The following is a 13,943-nucleotide window of genomic DNA, read 5'->3' as shown; positions in this document are numbered from 1 at the left end:
CGGGGTCAGGCCGCGGTCAGGAAGGCCCGCAGCACGCGCTCGGCGGCATCGGGGTCGTCACGCCACGCGCCGTGGCCCACGCCGGGGAAGCGCTCGAACCCGGCGCGCCACGGCGCGGGCACCGCCGCCACGATCTCCTCGGCGTCTTCCGGCGGCGTCACCGGGTCTTCCTCACCGGCCATCACCAGCACCGGGCACTGCACCGCGGCCAGGCCGGGGCGCAGGTCCATGCCGGGCAGCTCGGTGCGGGTGTGTTCGAACAGGATGTCGGGGTTGAACTGCATCCAGCCGCCCGCGTTCGGGTCCTTGGGGCGGGTGTTGTAGAGGTGGCGGCAGTGTTGCTCGTAAGCCCCCCACGTGTCGGGCCCGGGGCGCTCCCAGAAGTCGCGCGTGGCCTGCGCGGCGGCCGGTCCGCCCAGGCGGCCGAAGTGGTGCACCTTGCGTTCCAGCCCGAAGTGGTGCGAAGTGCTGGACAAGATGACCTTGGCCGGATGCGCCGGGTGGCGGGCCAGGTAGCGCTGGGCCACGAAGCCGCCAAAGCTCTGACCCAGCACGATGGGCTTGACGATGCCCAAGGCGTCGCACAGACGCACCACGTCGTCGGCCAGCGTGTCCAGCCGGCATTCGCCCAGTGGCCGCGGGCTGCTGCGGCCGTGGCCGCGCTGGTCGAAGTAAACGACCTGGCACAGGTCGGCCAAGCGGCTGAAGAAGGGCCGAAAGGCCGTGTGATCAAAGCCCGGGCCGCCGTGGATCAACACCAGCGTGGGCTTCTCGCGCAGCGCGCGGCCGTCAGGCACGTGGCCCAGGCCTTCGATGTCGACGAACAGGCGAACGCCCGGTTGGATTTCAATGTGCATGGACGGGACCTACTTGCCGGATTCGCGCTGATGGCGCACCAGCATGACGAAAACAGCGTCGACGCGCTGCATGTATTGATAGCGAACCACATAGCCACGCCCAGCGCGGCCGATCACCAGCTCCCGCGATTTGGCGCCGGAGCGACGGCCGATCTCCGGCGCATGCGTCAGCACGTCGAGCCCCTCCAGAAGTTCATCGATCCGGTCCACCAGGTGGTCGGGATCATGCGTTCGAAGAAAATCTCGAATCCGTTCCAGGTCTGCCAGCGCGGCAGCCGTGAAATGGATCGCCGTCATCCGAGGATCTTGCGGGGCACCGGCCGCTTGGCCTTCTTGCCCGCAGCGGTCGCCTTCATGTAGGCCTTCACCTCGTCCCACGGGATGGCCTCACCCGTCTCCGAGAAATCCGCCCACCGCTCTTCGCAGATGCGATCGGTTTCCGCATCGAACTCCGCCTGCGCGACGGACTCCGCGATGGCATCGCGGATGAAGGCATGCGCCGTCTTGCCCGCCCGCTCGGCGGCAGCGCTGAGGCGCTCCTTCAGGTCATCTTCCAGGCGGATCGTGGTGGTGGACATCTCAGCCTCCAAAGGATGTAGCGCAATTGTGCTACATCACCCAGCCTTGCGCAGATCCAGCGTGAACGGGAACTCCAGGCTGCGCCGCGGCTCACCCACCTCCACGCGACCCGGCGTGTGGCCGTGCGACGTGAAACGCGCGAGGCGTCGGCTCTCGGCCTCGTAGGCGTTGACCGGCAGCGTGGCGTAGTTGCGCCCGCCCGGGTGGGCCACGAAGTAGCGGCAGCCGCCGAGCGACTTCTGCTGCCAGGTGTCGATGAGGTCCACGGTCAGCGGCGCATGGATGCCGATGCTCGGGTGCAGGGCCGAGGGCGGCAGCCAAGCGCGGTAGCGCACGCCGGCCACGAATTCGCCGACGCGGCCAGTGGGCTGCAGCGGCAGCGGGTGGCCGTTGACGGTGATGCGGTGGCGCGGGTCCACCAGGCCGCTCACGTGCACCTCCAGCCGCTCCAGCGACGAGTCCACATACCGCACCGTGCCGCCGGCCGCGCCCTCCTCGCCCATCACATGCCAGGGCTCCAGCGCGCCGCGCAGCGTCACGTGCACGCCGCGTGCGGCGAACTCGCCGTACTTGGGGAAGCGGAACTCCACATGCGGCGCGAACCAGCTCGCGTCGAATGCGTAGCCGGCCTCGGCCATGTCTTGCATGACGTCGGCAAAGTCCTCGCGGATGAAGTGCGGCAGCAGCCAGCGGTCGTGCAGTTCGGTGCCCCAGCGCACCAGCGGCGCCTTGTAGGGCTGCTGCCAGAAGCGGGCGATGAAGGCGCGCAGCAGCAACTGCTGCACCACGCTCATACGCGCGTGCGGCGGCATCTCGAAGGCGCGCAGCTCCAGCAGGCCCAGGCGCCCGGTGGACGAGTCGGGCGAGTAGAGCTTGTCGATGGAGAACTCGCTGCGGTGGGTGTTGCCGGTCACGTCCACCAGCACGTTGCGCAGCGTGCGGTCCACCAGCCACGGCGGCATGGCTTCGCCGAACTTCGCCTCGGCCTTGAAGATCTCGCCCAGCGCAATCTCCAGCTCGCGCAGCTGGTCGTTGCGGGCTTCATCCACGCGCGGCGACTGGCTGGTGGGGCCGATGAACAGCCCGCTGAACAGGTAGCTCAAGGACGGGTGGTTGTGCCAGTAGCCCAGCAACGAGGCCAGCAGCGACGGCCGGCGCAGGAAGGGCGAATCCGCCGGCGTGGCGCCGCCCATCACGAAGTGGTTGCCGCCGCCGGTGCCGGTGTGCCGGCCGTCGATCATGAACTTCTCGGTCGACAGCCGCGTCAAGCGCGCAGCTTCGTACAGGAACTCGGTGTGCGACACCAGCTCTCGCCAGTTGTGAGCGGGGTGGATGTTGACCTCGATGACGCCCGGGTCCGGCGTGACCTGCAGCACCTTCAGCCGCGGGTCGCGCGGCGGGGGGTAGCCCTCCAGCACGATCTTGTAGCCCGTGTCCTCGCAGCTGGCCTCCACCGCGGTGAGCAGTTCCAGGTAGTGCTCCAGCTTCTCCAGCGGCGGCATGAAGACGTAGAGCACGCCACTGGCCTGGCCCTTGCCTTCGGCGGCCGGGCCGTTGGCGCGGCGGGGGTCGCGCGCCTCCACGCAGAGCGCGGTGCGCGTGACGCCGCCGGCGCTGGCAAAGCGGTCGGGCGAGCCGTCCGCGCTCAGGCCGTACCCATCGCCCGGAGCGCCCACCGCACCCGGGCGGCCGGCGCTCGCCGCCTGCGGCCGCTGCGCAGGCGTGGGCCCGGTGGACGACACGCCCTGCACCTGCGCACGCAGCGTGGCCGAGGCCGGCAACATGCCGCGGGGGGCGAACGGGTCCTGCTCCACCAGGTAGGGGTAATCGGCCGGCGCCACCCAGGGCAGCGAGTCCAGCGGCAGGCGCCAGCCCATGGGCGAATCGCCGGGGTGCAGGTACAGGCGCTCGTCGCGCAGGAACCAGGGGCCCGTTTGCCAGCGCGTGCCGGCCAGCGCCGGGGCCTCGCCGCTGTGGCGCAGCGGCAGCACGTAGCCCACCACGTGCGACAGGCCCTGGTCGAACACCCGGCGCAGCCGCACGCGCTCCAGTTCATCGTCCAGGCGCGAATCGAACGGGTCCACGTTCACCGGCAGGCGGCGCTCGCGCCAGAGGTAGTACCAGGTGTCTTCATAGCCCGGCTGCACGTGGGTGTCGGTCAGCCCCAGGCGGCGTGTCAACGCCTTCATGAAGACGTCCGCGTCTTCGCTGGTGTAGCGGTGCGGCTCGCGCTCGTCGGCAAACCAGTCGGGGTTGCGCCAGCAGGGCTGGCCGTCGGCCCGCCAGTGGATGGACAGCGCCCAGCGCGGCAGTTGCTCGCCGGGGTACCACTTGCCCTGGCCGAAGTGCAGGAAGCCGCCCTGGCCGTATTCATCGCGCAGCCGGTGCGTGAGCTGTTGGGCGTAGATGCGCTTGGTGGGGCCCAGCGCCTCGGTGTTCCATTCCGGCGCGTCGCGGTCATCCACCGCCACGAAGGTGGGCTCGCCGCCCATGGTCAGCCGCACATCGCCGGTCAGCAATTCGCGGTCGACTTGCTCGCCGAGCTTGAGGATGCGGCTCCACTGGTCGTCGGTGTAGGGCTTGGTCACGCGGGGTGACTCGTAGATGCGCGTGACGCTCATCTCGTGGTCGAACTCCACCTCGCTCTTGTCCACCCCGCCGCTGATGGGCGCAGCACTGCTGGGCGTGGGCGTGGCGGCCAGCGGAATGTGGCCTTCGCCGGCCAGCAGGCCCGAGGTCGGGTCCAGCCCGATCCAGCCCGCGCCGGGCAGATACACCTCGCACCAGGCGTGCAGGTCGGTGAAGTCCACCTCGGTGCCGCTGGGGCCGTCCAGCGCCTTTTCGTCCGGCGTGAGCTGGATCAGGTAGCCCGACACGAAGCGCGCCGCCAGCCCCAGGTGGCGCGCCACCTGCACCAGCAACCAGCCGGAGTCACGGCAGGAACCCGAGGCCTTCTCCAACGTTTCCTCCGGCGTCTGCACGCCGGGCTCCAGGCGGATCAGGTAGGACACGCTTTGCTGCACGCGCTGGTTCAGGTCGACGATGAAGTCGATGGTGGGCCGCTCGGTGCGCGGGATGCCGGCCAGATAGGCCGCCAGGCGGGGCGTGGTGGGCTCCACCTGCAGGTACGGCGCCAGCTCGACCTGCTGGGCCTCGTCGTACGCGAACGGGAAGGTCTGCGCGTGCGGTTCCAGGAAGAAGTCAAACGGGTTGTAGACCGCCATCTCGGCCACCAGGTCCACGGTGACCGTGAACTCGGTGGTCTTCTCCGGAAACACGAGCCGCGCCAGGTAGTTGGCGAAGGGGTCTTGCTGCCAGTTGATGAAGTGGTTGGCTGGCTCGATGCGCAGCGAGTAGCTGAGCACGGGCGTGCGGCAGTGGGGCGCCGGGCGCAGGCGCACGACCTGGGGGCCCAGGTTGACGGGGCGGTCGTACTTGTAGCGGGTGACGTGCTTGAGGGCGACGTGGATGCTCATGCGTGGGTCATCGCTGGAGGGCGACGCTTTCTCTGAGATTGGATTGGTGGCCTGGCCCATGCCGGGAGTTCGCCCCGGCGGGCGACCTTCTTTTTGAGCGACCAAAAAGAAGGCAAAAAGTCGCCCCTGCTCCGTCGCCCCTTCGCTGTGCGAAGGGGTGCCCTGCGATGCTCAAAGCCCGAGGCTCGCGCAGAACTCGCTTCGCTACGCTGCGCTCAGACAGCTGCGCGAAGTCAGTCGTTGATGCGCACTGCGCGCGCGCCTCGGGCTTCTGCGCTTCTCGGCTCCTCCAAAGGGGGGTGAAGGAACAACTGAACAGCCCGACCGCCAAGCCCGGAAGCCGTTCGCACCGAGGTATTCCTCTCGCCCCCTTGAGCACCGCCGAGCAGCGCAAGGGCTTGAGGGCGTGCGCGAAGCGCACTTCAAGAACTGACTCCGTGCGGCTGTTTGACCGGAGCGTAGCGAAGGGAGTTCCGCACGGGCCCTCAAGGCCTGAGCAGCGCAGGGAACCCCTCGCAACGCGAGGGGCGGTGCGGTCGGGGGTCGCTTCTTTGCCTACTTTCTTGTCGACACAAGAAAGTTGGTCGCCCGCCGGGGCGAACTCCCGGCACGGTGCCACGCGCAATGAAGCTGCAAGCAAAGCCCACCCCGCTCCTGTGCCCTCAGGCCGACGGCACCAGGAAGTCCTCGCTGATGCGAACTCCCAGGTCCGCCACCTCCGCCAGGAACCCATCCAGGAAGGGATGCAACCCTTCAGCCAGGATCTCGTCGATACGGCCGAACGCCAGCTCCGCCTCCAACCGGCCCACCCGCCGCAGCGTCTCGGCCGAATGGCCGTTGGCCACGCGCTTCAGGTTGGCCTGCATGCGCGTCACGCAGTGCGACAGCGAACGCGGCATGTCCGGGCGCAGGATCAGCAACTCCGCCACCTTCTCCGGCTGGATCACGTTGCTGTAGACCTTGCGGTAGATCTCAAAGCCCGACACCGAGCGCAGCACCGCCGACCAGTAATAGAAGTCGCGGGCGGCATCGTGCCCTGGCAACTCGGGTTCCCCTTGGCCCTGCGATTGCGCCTGCTCCTGGTCCTGGCGATAGAACTTCACGTCCAGCAGCCGCGCGGTGTTGTCAGCCCGCTCCAGGAAGGAGCCGATGCGGATGAAGTGAAACGCCTCGTCCTGCAGCATGGTGCCCACCGTCACGCCACGCGACAGGTGGCTGCGGTACTTGACCCACTCGAACAGCTGCGAGGGGTCGCGCGCAAGCGCGCCGTCCCGCAGCAGCCGGCGGAACTCCAGCCAGGTCTGGTTCATCGTCTCCCAGACCTCGGTGGTCAGCGCGCCGCGCACGGCCCGGGCGTTCTCGCGGGCGGCACGCAGGCAGTTGAAGATGGACGAGAGGTTGTTCTCGTCGGCCACCATGAACTCCATGACGTTGCGCGCATTGATCTGCGCATAACGCGAGCCGAACAAACCGTTGAGCTCGGAGATGGACACCAGGCTGCGCCAGGTCTGCTCGGATTCGTCAGCCGACTGGGGCTGCAGGGACGTCTGGTACGCGATGTCCAGCATCCGAGCCGTGTTCTCGGCACGTTCGATGTACCGGCTCAGCCAGAAGAGGTGGTCAGCGGTTCTTGAAAGCATCTCGTTGTCTCCCTCAGTCTTCCAGCACCCAGGTGTCCTTGGTCCCACCACCCTGGCTGCTGTTCACCACCAAGGAGCCCTCCTTCAAAGCCACACGCGTCAAACCGCCGGGCACCATGCGCACGCTGGAACCCGACAGCACGAAGGGTCGCAGATCAATGTGACGGGGCGCGATGCCTGCCTCCACAAACGTCGGGCAGGTGGACAGCGACAGCGTCGGCTGCGCGATGTAGTTGCTCGGGTTGGCGATCAGCTGGGCGCGGAAGGCCTCCACTTCGGCTTTCGTCGCCGCCGGGCCGACGAGCATGCCGTAGCCGCCCGCGCCGTGCACTTCCTTCACCACCAGCTCGGGCAGGTGGGCCAGCGTGTAGGCCAGGTCCTCCTTCTCACGGCAGACGTAAGTGGGCACGTTCTGCAGGATGGGTTTCTCGCCGAGGTAGAACTCGATCATCTTCGGCACGTAGGGGTAGATGGACTTGTCGTCCGCGATGCCCGTGCCGATGGCGTTGGACAGCGTCACCTTGCCCGCCTTGTAGGCCTCCACCAACCCAGCGCAGCCGAGTTGTGAATCGGGGCGGAAGACCTTGGGGTCGAGGAAGTCGTCGTCGATGCGGCGGTAGATCACGTCCACGCGCTTCGGCCCGCGCGTGGTGCGCATGTACACAAAGCCGCCGTCCACGAACAGGTCTTGCCCTTCCACCAGCTCCACGCCCATCTGCTGGGCCAGGAAGGCGTGCTCGAAGTAGGCCGAGTTGTACATGCCCGGCGTCATGACCACGACCGTCGGGTCCGCCACGCCCGAGGGCGCGACGCTGCGCAGCGTGTCCAGCAGCAGGTCGGGGTAGTGCGCCACCGGCGCGATGCGGTGGTTGACGAAAAGCTCGGGGAAGAGCCGCATCATCATCTTGCGGTTCTCGAGCATGTAGCTCACGCCCGAGGGCACGCGCAGGTTGTCTTCCAGCACGTAGTAGTGGCCGCTGCCGTCGCTGTGGCCGGCGCGCACGATGTCGACCCCGGCGATGTGGCTGTAGACGCCGCCGGGCACGTCCACGCCCATCATCTCCTTGCGGAACTGGGCGTTGTTCAGGATCTCGTCCGCCGGGACGATGCCGGCCTTCAGGATTTCCTGGTCGTGATAGACGTCGTGGATGAAACGGTTGAGGGCCGTGACCCGCTGGGCCAGGCCGGCCTGCATGCTCGTCCACTCGGCGGCTGGAATGACCCGCGGGATCAGGTCGAAAGGGATCAGGCGTTCGGTGCCTTCCCCGGAATCCTTGTCGCCATAGACGGCGAAGGTGATGCCCACGCGGCGGAAGATCAGCTCCGCCTGTTCGCGCCGTTCGCGCATCAGGCTCTCGGGCTGGTCGGCCAGCCAGCGGGCGTAGGCCTCGTAGTGGGCACGGGTGGCGGGGCCGGAGAGCCCCGCAGCGTTCATCTCGTCGAAAGCGGTCTGCATCGTTGCTCCTCTTCAGAGCCTGCGACGCAAGTTCCGCGCCCACCTGGGGTGGCGGCTTGTGGTGCGCGCAGGCACCGTTGAGGTGCAGCATGCCCGCGCCGCAAGCGCCGGCGCACCAGGGTATGCCCCGGGGCCGGCGCTTGCGGGGTCAGAAGCGCACTTGCACCCCGGTCATCACCGCGCGGCCGGGCTGCGGGCTGAGGTCGCGGATGGTGGGCACGGCCGTGGCGTTGTAGGCCAGCTTGTTGCCCAGGTTGGTCAGGCGCAGGTACCACAGGCCGTCCAGTTCGCCCAGCTTGAGCTGGCGCGCCAGGCTGGCGTTGACCGTGCCGTAGCCGGCGGTGGGCTGGTCGAACGCATCCACGCGGTCCTGGCGGGCGGCGCCCCGCCACTCCACCCGGGCCGACCACGGGCCCTGCTGAGCCTCCAGCCCCAGCATCGCGCGGCGCGGTGCCAGGCGCGGCAGCGGCTCACCGGTCTGGGTGTTCTCGCCCCGCACCGCATCGAACTGGGCCAGCACCGCGAACATGCCGGTGGCCTGCCAGCGGCCTTCCAGCTCCACGCCGCGCAGCCGCGCCGGCACGCCCTGGAACACATACACCGGCAGGTCGTCTCCCTCCGGCCCGGTCACGGTCTGGCCGTTGGCTTGCAGGGCGATGTAGTTGCTGAAGCGCGTCTCGTACACGTTCATGTGCAGGTGGCTGCGCTCGCCCTCCCACTTCACGCCGAAGTCGGCCCCGCGCGAACGCTCCAGGCCCAGATGGGCGTCCCCGCGCTCGAACGCGTGGGTGGCCAGGTGCAGGCCGTTGGCGAACAGCTCGTAGTAGGCCGGAGCGCGCTCGGTGTGATTGAGGTTGCCGCTCAGGCTCCAGCCGCCCGCCAGCCCGTACACGCCGCTGAACGCAAGGCTGGTGGGGCTGAAGCGGCGCTGCTGCGGCATGCCGAAGCGCCCGTCGCTGGTATCGCTGTCGCCGCTGGAGTTCACGCGCACCTGCTCGTGCCGGGCGCCGGCCGACAGCTGCAACTCGCCCACCCGGTATTGCTCCAGCACGAACAGGCCGGCGTTGCGGGTGCGGGTGCTGGGCACAAAGGCCTCTTCACCCAGCGCCGAGAAGTCCAGCCCCTCCCACTGCACGCCCACCAGGCCATGCAGGCCGCCCACCGGCGCATGCGTCAGCTCCAACCGGCCATCGGTGCCGGTGCTCTTGAAGGTGGTGCCCACCTGGCCGTTCTCCACCTCGGAGTGCTCGTAGCGGTTGCGGCTGAGCTGCCAGCTCAGCCGGCGCACAGGGCCGTCTTCGGTGTTCCACTCGCCGGCCGTGGCCACACGCTGGCGCTGCATCTGGATCTTGGCGGCGTCTTCCACCGTGGTGCCGTAGGTGGTGCGGAAGTCGTCCACCGACACCCCCGCATAGCCGCCCTGGAAGAACACCGAGCCGCCCAGCGCGGCGCTGTGGTTGTGCGAGGCCGAATTGCGCACCGTGGTGCGGCTCTCGGTGCCGTCATCGGTGGGGCTGTCAAAGCGCGGCGTGCGCTGATCGCCCGCGTCGCGCGCCGACAGGTCGGCATGCCAGCCCCAGCCGTCGTTCGGCCGGCCGGCCCCGCCGTCCAGCACCACGGCGCCGCTGCGGTCGTTGGAGGGCCCGCCCAGGCGCATTTCGGCCGCACCGCTCAGGCCGCGGATGAGCGTGCGCGGGATGCGGTTGTCCAGCGTGTTCACCACGCCGCCCACCGCGTTGCCGCCGTACAGCAGCGCCGCCGCCCCGCGCAGCACCTCGACCTTGTCGATGACCAGCGGGTCGATCGCCACGCCATGGTCGAAGCTGAGGTTGGACGCGTCCACCGACGCGCCGGAGTTGTTCAGGATGCGCACGCGGTCGCCATCCAGGCCGCGGATGCTGGGTCGGCTGGCGTTAGGCCCGAAGTTGGTGGCCGACACGCCGGCCAGCCCCTGCAGGGTGTCGCCCAAGTTGGCGGCGCGGTTGAGCACGAGCTGGTCGCCGCTGAGCGAGTCGCTCGGCTGGGCCAGCACCTGGCTTTTCAAGGGGTTGCCGGTGACCACGACCTTGTCGAGGGATTCGGCGGTGTCGGCCTGCGCGGCCGAAGCAAGAACAAACAGGCAGGCGGCCGCGATCGGCGCCAGAGCAAAGGAACGCATGGACATGACTTCTGCAAAAAACACGAAAGCCCGCAGCCCCACCAGGGGCGCAGGACGCAAGGTGTTCAGGCAGAAGCAGGCGGCGCGCGGGCGGGCGGCAGGCCCAGGCTGACCGCGCGGGGGGCGCCGCCGCGGGCCAAAACCGGCGCGGCGTAGGCGGCGTCCGCCAGCATCACCCGCGGCGCCTCGGCCACGGGCGCGCCGCTGCCGAGGTCGGCCGCGGTCAGGCAAAGGTCGCATTGCGCCAGGTGAACGATGCCGTCGCTGGTGCGGTCTGACGTGACGTGCGACAAGGCGTGCGCGCCCGCCAACGCTTGCGCGAGCGGGAGCAGCAGGGCCAGCCACAGCAGCCAGGTTCTTGACCAACGACCAGGGTTCACGGGCGCAATCCTAAACTTGACGCTTCCCCAGAGCCTGAAGTCACCCTGTCATGAAGCTCATCGACTCCATCCTGGCCGACGCGCCAGAGATCACGGCCATCCGCCGCGACCTGCACAAGCACCCCGAACTCTGCTTCCACGAGGCGCGCACCGCCGACGTCATCGCCAAAGCCCTGACCGACTGGGGCATCCCCATCCACCGCGGCCTGGGCACGACCGGCGTGGTGGGCATCGTCAAGAACGGCACCTCCGACCGGGCCGTGGGCCTGCGGGCGGACATCGACGCGCTGCCCATGACCGAGCGCAACCAGTTCCCGCACGCCAGCTCGTATCTCGGCCGCATGCACGCCTGCGGCCACGACGGCCACACCGCCATGCTGCTGGCCGCCGCCAAGCACCTGGCCCAGCACCGCAACTTCGACGGCACGGTCTACCTGGTGTTCCAGCCCGCCGAGGAAGGCGGCGGCGGCGCCCGCGAGATGATCAAGGACGGCCTGTTCGAGAAGTTCCCGATGGAGGCCATGTTCGGCGCCCACAACTGGCCCGGCATGAAGGCCGGCGAGTTCGCGCTCAAGACCGGCCCGGTGTTCGCCAGCAGCAACGAGTTCAAGATCACGCTGCGCGGCAAGGGCTCGCACGCGGCGATGCCCCACCTGGGCGTGGACCCGGTGCCGGCGGCCTGCCAGCTGGTCACGGCCTTCCAGACCATCATCAGCCGCAACAAGCGGCCCATCGACCCGGGCGTGATCTCGGTCACCATGATCCACGCCGGTGAGGCCACCAACGTGGTGCCCGACTCGGTGGTCATGGAAGGCACGGTGCGCACCTTCACACTGGAGTTGCTGGACCTGCTGGAGCAGCGCATGAAAGCCATGACCGAGCAACTGGCCGGCGCTTTCGAACTGACCGCCGAGTTCGAGTTCCGCCGCAACTACCCGCCCACCATCAACCACCCGGCCGAAACCGAATTCGCCCGCCGCGCGCTGACCGACATGGTGGGCGCCGACCACGTGCACGAGTTTGAGCCCACCATGGGCGCCGAAGACTTCAGCTACTACCTGCTGGACAAGCCCGGCTGCTACTTCCTGATCGGCAACGGCGACGGCACCCACCGCGTCGGCGGCCACGGCCTGGGCCCCTGCACGCTGCACAACCCCAGCTACGACTTCAACGACGACCTGATCCCGCTGGGCGGCTCCATGTGGGTTCGTCTGGCCGAGGCCTGGTTGGCCCCTCGCCCCGCCGAGCCCCGCTGAACGCGGGCGCGTCGGGTCGATCCCCCGAGGGGACGGCGATGCTCACGGCCCCGAGCCGCGAGCACATCGCCCACCGGGCCGGCTTGGGAGCGGCCCGGCGCTCGGCCCGAGATGCCAAAGGAAAAATGAGATGAACCACGAACAAGTCATTGCCGACACCCGCGACTGGGTGGTCAAAGCCGTCATCGGCCTGAACCTGTGCCCGTTCGCCAAGAGCGTGCACGTGAACGAGCGCATCCGCTACGTGGTGAGCGACGCCACCGACCCGGAGGCCTTGATCAAGGACCTGGCGCGCGAGCTGCTGGCGTTGAACCGCGCCGACCCCGAGGAGGTGGACACCACGCTGCTCATCCACCCCGGCGTGCTGACCGAATTCCTGGAGTTCAACGACTTCCTGGACGCGGCCGATGCGCTGGTGGACGAGTTGAAGCTGGACGGCATCTTGCAGATCGCCGACTTTCACCCCGACTACCAGTTCGAGGGGACGCCCGAGGGCGACATCGGCAACTACAGCAACCGCTCGCCCTACCCCACGCTGCACCTGCTGCGCGAGGAAAGCATCACCCGCGCGGTGGAGTCCATGCCCGACACGGCCGCGATCTTTGAGAACAACCTCGACACCCTGGCCCGCCTGGGGCTGGACGGCTGGCGCAAATTGGGCCTGAAGGGCTAGGGCCTGTTCACACTACGGGAATCGGTGCGAGAGGGTCTGCGCGGGTGCAGGGCTAGGCGTGCGACGCCGCCTGGGCTCGTGCCCAGGCAAGGCGCGCAACGACGCCTTGCGCCCGCGCAGTCCCTCTCCCGAAGGGTTGTCACTCAAAAGCCCGCGCGCGGCGTTGCGAAGCCTCGCTGGGGACGACCCCAGCGTCGACTTCGCGCCTTGCCCGCGGGCTTTTGAGTGGCAACGCATCCGATCCCCGTAGTGTGAACAGGCCCTAGTCCTTCACCCACGACAACGAGGCCGCGCGCTTGGGCGAATTCGCCCGGGTGCGCAGCACCGCCTCAAACCCACTCTTGCCGCCGTTCCACACCGCCGTGAGCAGGCTCACCACGTCCTCGCGCGTGAAGGCGTCCAGGTCCGCGCGGAACTGCTTGATCGCCACCGCCAGCACCTCGCGTGGCAACTCCTGGTGCGTGGCCAGCACCACGAACAGCGCGGCATAAAGGTCGGGCCACGCCGCACACAAGCCCTGGATGTGGCGCAGCGCCTCCTGCGGCGGCACCCGTTGCCCGGGGCGCAACCAGTGGGGCAATTCTTGGCCTTCGTCCTGCGGCGCCGCGTCCATGTCCTGTCTCCTGTGGGGAGTCGATTTCACACCCACAGACCCGCTTGTCAATCATTTCTGACCGGCCGATCGAGCAAATCAGCACACCACCCGGCAGGGGTTCGATGCTGACGCCTCCATCATGCGGCAAACTTCACGGTTGATCCCGTGTGCCCAGCCGCCATGCAGCCCAAAACCCTCGCCCTCATCGATGACGATGCGGAGTACTCCGAATTCCTCGGCCTGTTCCTGCAGGAACAAGGCATCACCGTCAGCCGCTTTGACGACAGCAACGCGCTGCTGGCCGCGCCGGAGGCGTTCTCGTTCGATTTCTACCTCGTCGACCTGATGCTGCCCGGCGTGAACGGGGTGGAGCTGATCAAGATCCTGCGCCGCCGCACCGATGCCGGCGTGGTGGTGGTGTCGGGCCGGCTCGGGCCGGAGGTGTTCAGCGAAGTCATCACGGCCGGGGCCGACATGTACCTCGTCAAGCCGGTGCAGTTCGAGCAGGTGGCGCTGGCCATTGCTGCGGTGCAGCGGCGCGTGGCCAAGCCGTCAGCGGCCGACGCGGCCTGGAAGCTGGACCGCAGCAGCGGCGAACTGCTGGTGCCCGATGGCACCCGCATCCAGCTGAGCGATGCCGACCGGCAGGTGCTGGAATGCTTCGCCCAGGCCGGCGGCGAACCGGTGACCCGCGAAGCCCTGCTGAACAAGCTGGGCCGCGAGGTGAACGAGGGCGACAGTGACGACGGCCTCTCCGCCACCATCTACCGGCTGCGCCGGCGCATCGAACGCGCCACGCCCACGCTGGTGCCGCTGCAAAGCAAGTCGCGCGTGGGCTACGTGTTCCGCGCCCCGTTGCACCTGATCTGAGCC

At 68.5% G+C, this 13,943-nt stretch carries 12 protein-coding genes; 3 read left to right on the top strand and 9 right to left on the bottom strand.

Translation table 11 applies throughout. The features are described from left to right. Positions 1–5: 5 nt before the first annotated feature. The 8 genes from ACG01O_RS01075 to ACG01O_RS01040 all read right to left on the bottom strand — a co-directional run bounded on the left by ACG01O_RS01075 (position 6) and on the right by ACG01O_RS01040 (position 10,546). On the bottom strand, positions 6–857 hold the full coding sequence (locus ACG01O_RS01075; RefSeq protein WP_394380275.1) for an alpha/beta fold hydrolase: 852 nt from the start codon (positions 855–857) through the stop codon (positions 6–8). Positions 858–866: 9 nt separating this feature from the next. Then, positions 867–1,154, bottom strand: coding sequence for a type II toxin-antitoxin system RelE/ParE family toxin (locus ACG01O_RS01070; protein ID WP_394380272.1), 288 nt, complete (start codon positions 1,152–1,154; stop codon positions 867–869). Further along, positions 1,151–1,435 carry a ribbon-helix-helix protein, CopG family gene (locus tag ACG01O_RS01065; protein WP_394380269.1) on the bottom strand — a complete coding sequence of 95 codons (285 nt, stop codon included), beginning with the start codon at positions 1,433–1,435 and terminating at the stop codon, positions 1,151–1,153. The genes ACG01O_RS01070 and ACG01O_RS01065 overlap by 4 nt, the downstream gene beginning before the upstream one ends. Before the next feature lie 36 nt (positions 1,436–1,471). Beyond that, positions 1,472–4,912 (bottom strand): transglutaminase family protein, encoded by a 3,441-nt coding sequence (locus tag ACG01O_RS01060; protein WP_394380266.1) that lies wholly within the window; start codon positions 4,910–4,912, stop codon positions 1,472–1,474. Positions 4,913–5,574: 662 nt separating this feature from the next. Beyond that, positions 5,575–6,552 carry an alpha-E domain-containing protein gene (locus ACG01O_RS01055; RefSeq protein ID WP_394380264.1) on the bottom strand — a complete coding sequence of 326 codons (978 nt, stop codon included), beginning with the start codon at positions 6,550–6,552 and terminating at the stop codon, positions 5,575–5,577. Between the two features lie 13 nt (positions 6,553–6,565). Then, positions 6,566–8,008 (bottom strand): circularly permuted type 2 ATP-grasp protein, encoded by a 1,443-nt coding sequence (locus tag ACG01O_RS01050; RefSeq protein ID WP_394380261.1) that lies wholly within the window; start codon positions 8,006–8,008, stop codon positions 6,566–6,568. 148 nt (positions 8,009–8,156) lie between these two features. Further along, positions 8,157–10,166, bottom strand: coding sequence for a TonB-dependent receptor (locus tag ACG01O_RS01045; RefSeq protein WP_394380258.1), 2,010 nt, complete (start codon positions 10,164–10,166; stop codon positions 8,157–8,159). Positions 10,167–10,231: 65 nt separating this feature from the next. Further along, the gene (locus ACG01O_RS01040) at positions 10,232–10,546 is read right to left on the bottom strand and encodes a hypothetical protein (protein WP_394380255.1); all 315 of its coding nucleotides are present in this window, start codon (positions 10,544–10,546) and stop codon (positions 10,232–10,234) included. A 50-nt stretch (positions 10,547–10,596) separates the two neighbouring features. On the opposite strand from ACG01O_RS01040, the gene ACG01O_RS01035 reads away from it, so the two are divergent. Both ACG01O_RS01035 and ACG01O_RS01030 read left to right on the top strand, forming a co-directional pair. Continuing rightward, the gene (locus ACG01O_RS01035; protein WP_394380252.1) at positions 10,597–11,802 is read left to right on the top strand and encodes a M20 aminoacylase family protein; all 1,206 of its coding nucleotides are present in this window, start codon (positions 10,597–10,599) and stop codon (positions 11,800–11,802) included. 130 nt (positions 11,803–11,932) lie between these two features. Next, a complete protein-coding gene (locus ACG01O_RS01030) occupies positions 11,933–12,475 on the top strand; it encodes a DUF1415 domain-containing protein (protein ID WP_394380249.1) in 543 nt (180 codons plus the stop codon). A gap of 262 nt (positions 12,476–12,737) precedes the next feature. Here the strand turns inward: ACG01O_RS01030 and ACG01O_RS01025 are convergent, their stop codons facing one another. After that, positions 12,738–13,088, bottom strand: a complete 351-nt coding sequence (locus ACG01O_RS01025) for a hypothetical protein (RefSeq protein ID WP_394380246.1) — start codon at positions 13,086–13,088, stop codon at positions 12,738–12,740. A 162-nt stretch (positions 13,089–13,250) separates the two neighbouring features. Between ACG01O_RS01025 and ACG01O_RS01020 the strand changes: the two genes are divergently transcribed. Continuing rightward, a complete protein-coding gene (locus ACG01O_RS01020; protein ID WP_394380244.1) occupies positions 13,251–13,940 on the top strand; it encodes a response regulator transcription factor in 690 nt (229 codons plus the stop codon). The last annotated feature ends 3 nt before the right edge of the window (positions 13,941–13,943 follow it).

The organism is Pelomonas baiyunensis, assembly GCF_043555935.1.
In the GTDB taxonomy this organism is placed as follows: domain Bacteria; phylum Pseudomonadota; class Gammaproteobacteria; order Burkholderiales; family Burkholderiaceae_C; genus Pelomonas; species Pelomonas baiyunensis.
The sequence above is the reverse complement of the archived record's forward strand: the minus strand, read 5'-3'. Positions and strand labels throughout refer to the sequence as shown.

Bases quoted from the DNA above. Each gene is read 5' to 3' on its own strand.
- ACG01O_RS01075 (WP_394380275.1), bottom strand. From the start codon at position 857: ATGCACATTGAAATCCAACCGGGCGTTCGCCTGTTCGTCGACATCGAA.
- ACG01O_RS01070 (WP_394380272.1), bottom strand. From the start codon at position 1,154: ATGACGGCGATCCATTTCACGGCTGCCGCGCTGGCAGACCTGGAACGG.
- ACG01O_RS01065 (WP_394380269.1), bottom strand. From the start codon at position 1,435: ATGTCCACCACCACGATCCGCCTGGAAGATGACCTGAAGGAGCGCCTC.
- ACG01O_RS01060 (WP_394380266.1), bottom strand. From the start codon at position 4,912: ATGAGCATCCACGTCGCCCTCAAGCACGTCACCCGCTACAAGTACGAC.
- ACG01O_RS01055 (WP_394380264.1), bottom strand. From the start codon at position 6,552: ATGCTTTCAAGAACCGCTGACCACCTCTTCTGGCTGAGCCGGTACATC.
- ACG01O_RS01050 (WP_394380261.1), bottom strand. From the start codon at position 8,008: ATGCAGACCGCTTTCGACGAGATGAACGCTGCGGGGCTCTCCGGCCCC.
- ACG01O_RS01045 (WP_394380258.1), bottom strand. From the start codon at position 10,166: ATGCGTTCCTTTGCTCTGGCGCCGATCGCGGCCGCCTGCCTGTTTGTT.
- ACG01O_RS01035 (WP_394380252.1), top strand. From the start codon at position 10,597: ATGAAGCTCATCGACTCCATCCTGGCCGACGCGCCAGAGATCACGGCC.
- ACG01O_RS01030 (WP_394380249.1), top strand. From the start codon at position 11,933: ATGAACCACGAACAAGTCATTGCCGACACCCGCGACTGGGTGGTCAAA.
- ACG01O_RS01025 (WP_394380246.1), bottom strand. From the start codon at position 13,088: ATGGACGCGGCGCCGCAGGACGAAGGCCAAGAATTGCCCCACTGGTTG.
- ACG01O_RS01020 (WP_394380244.1), top strand. From the start codon at position 13,251: ATGCAGCCCAAAACCCTCGCCCTCATCGATGACGATGCGGAGTACTCC.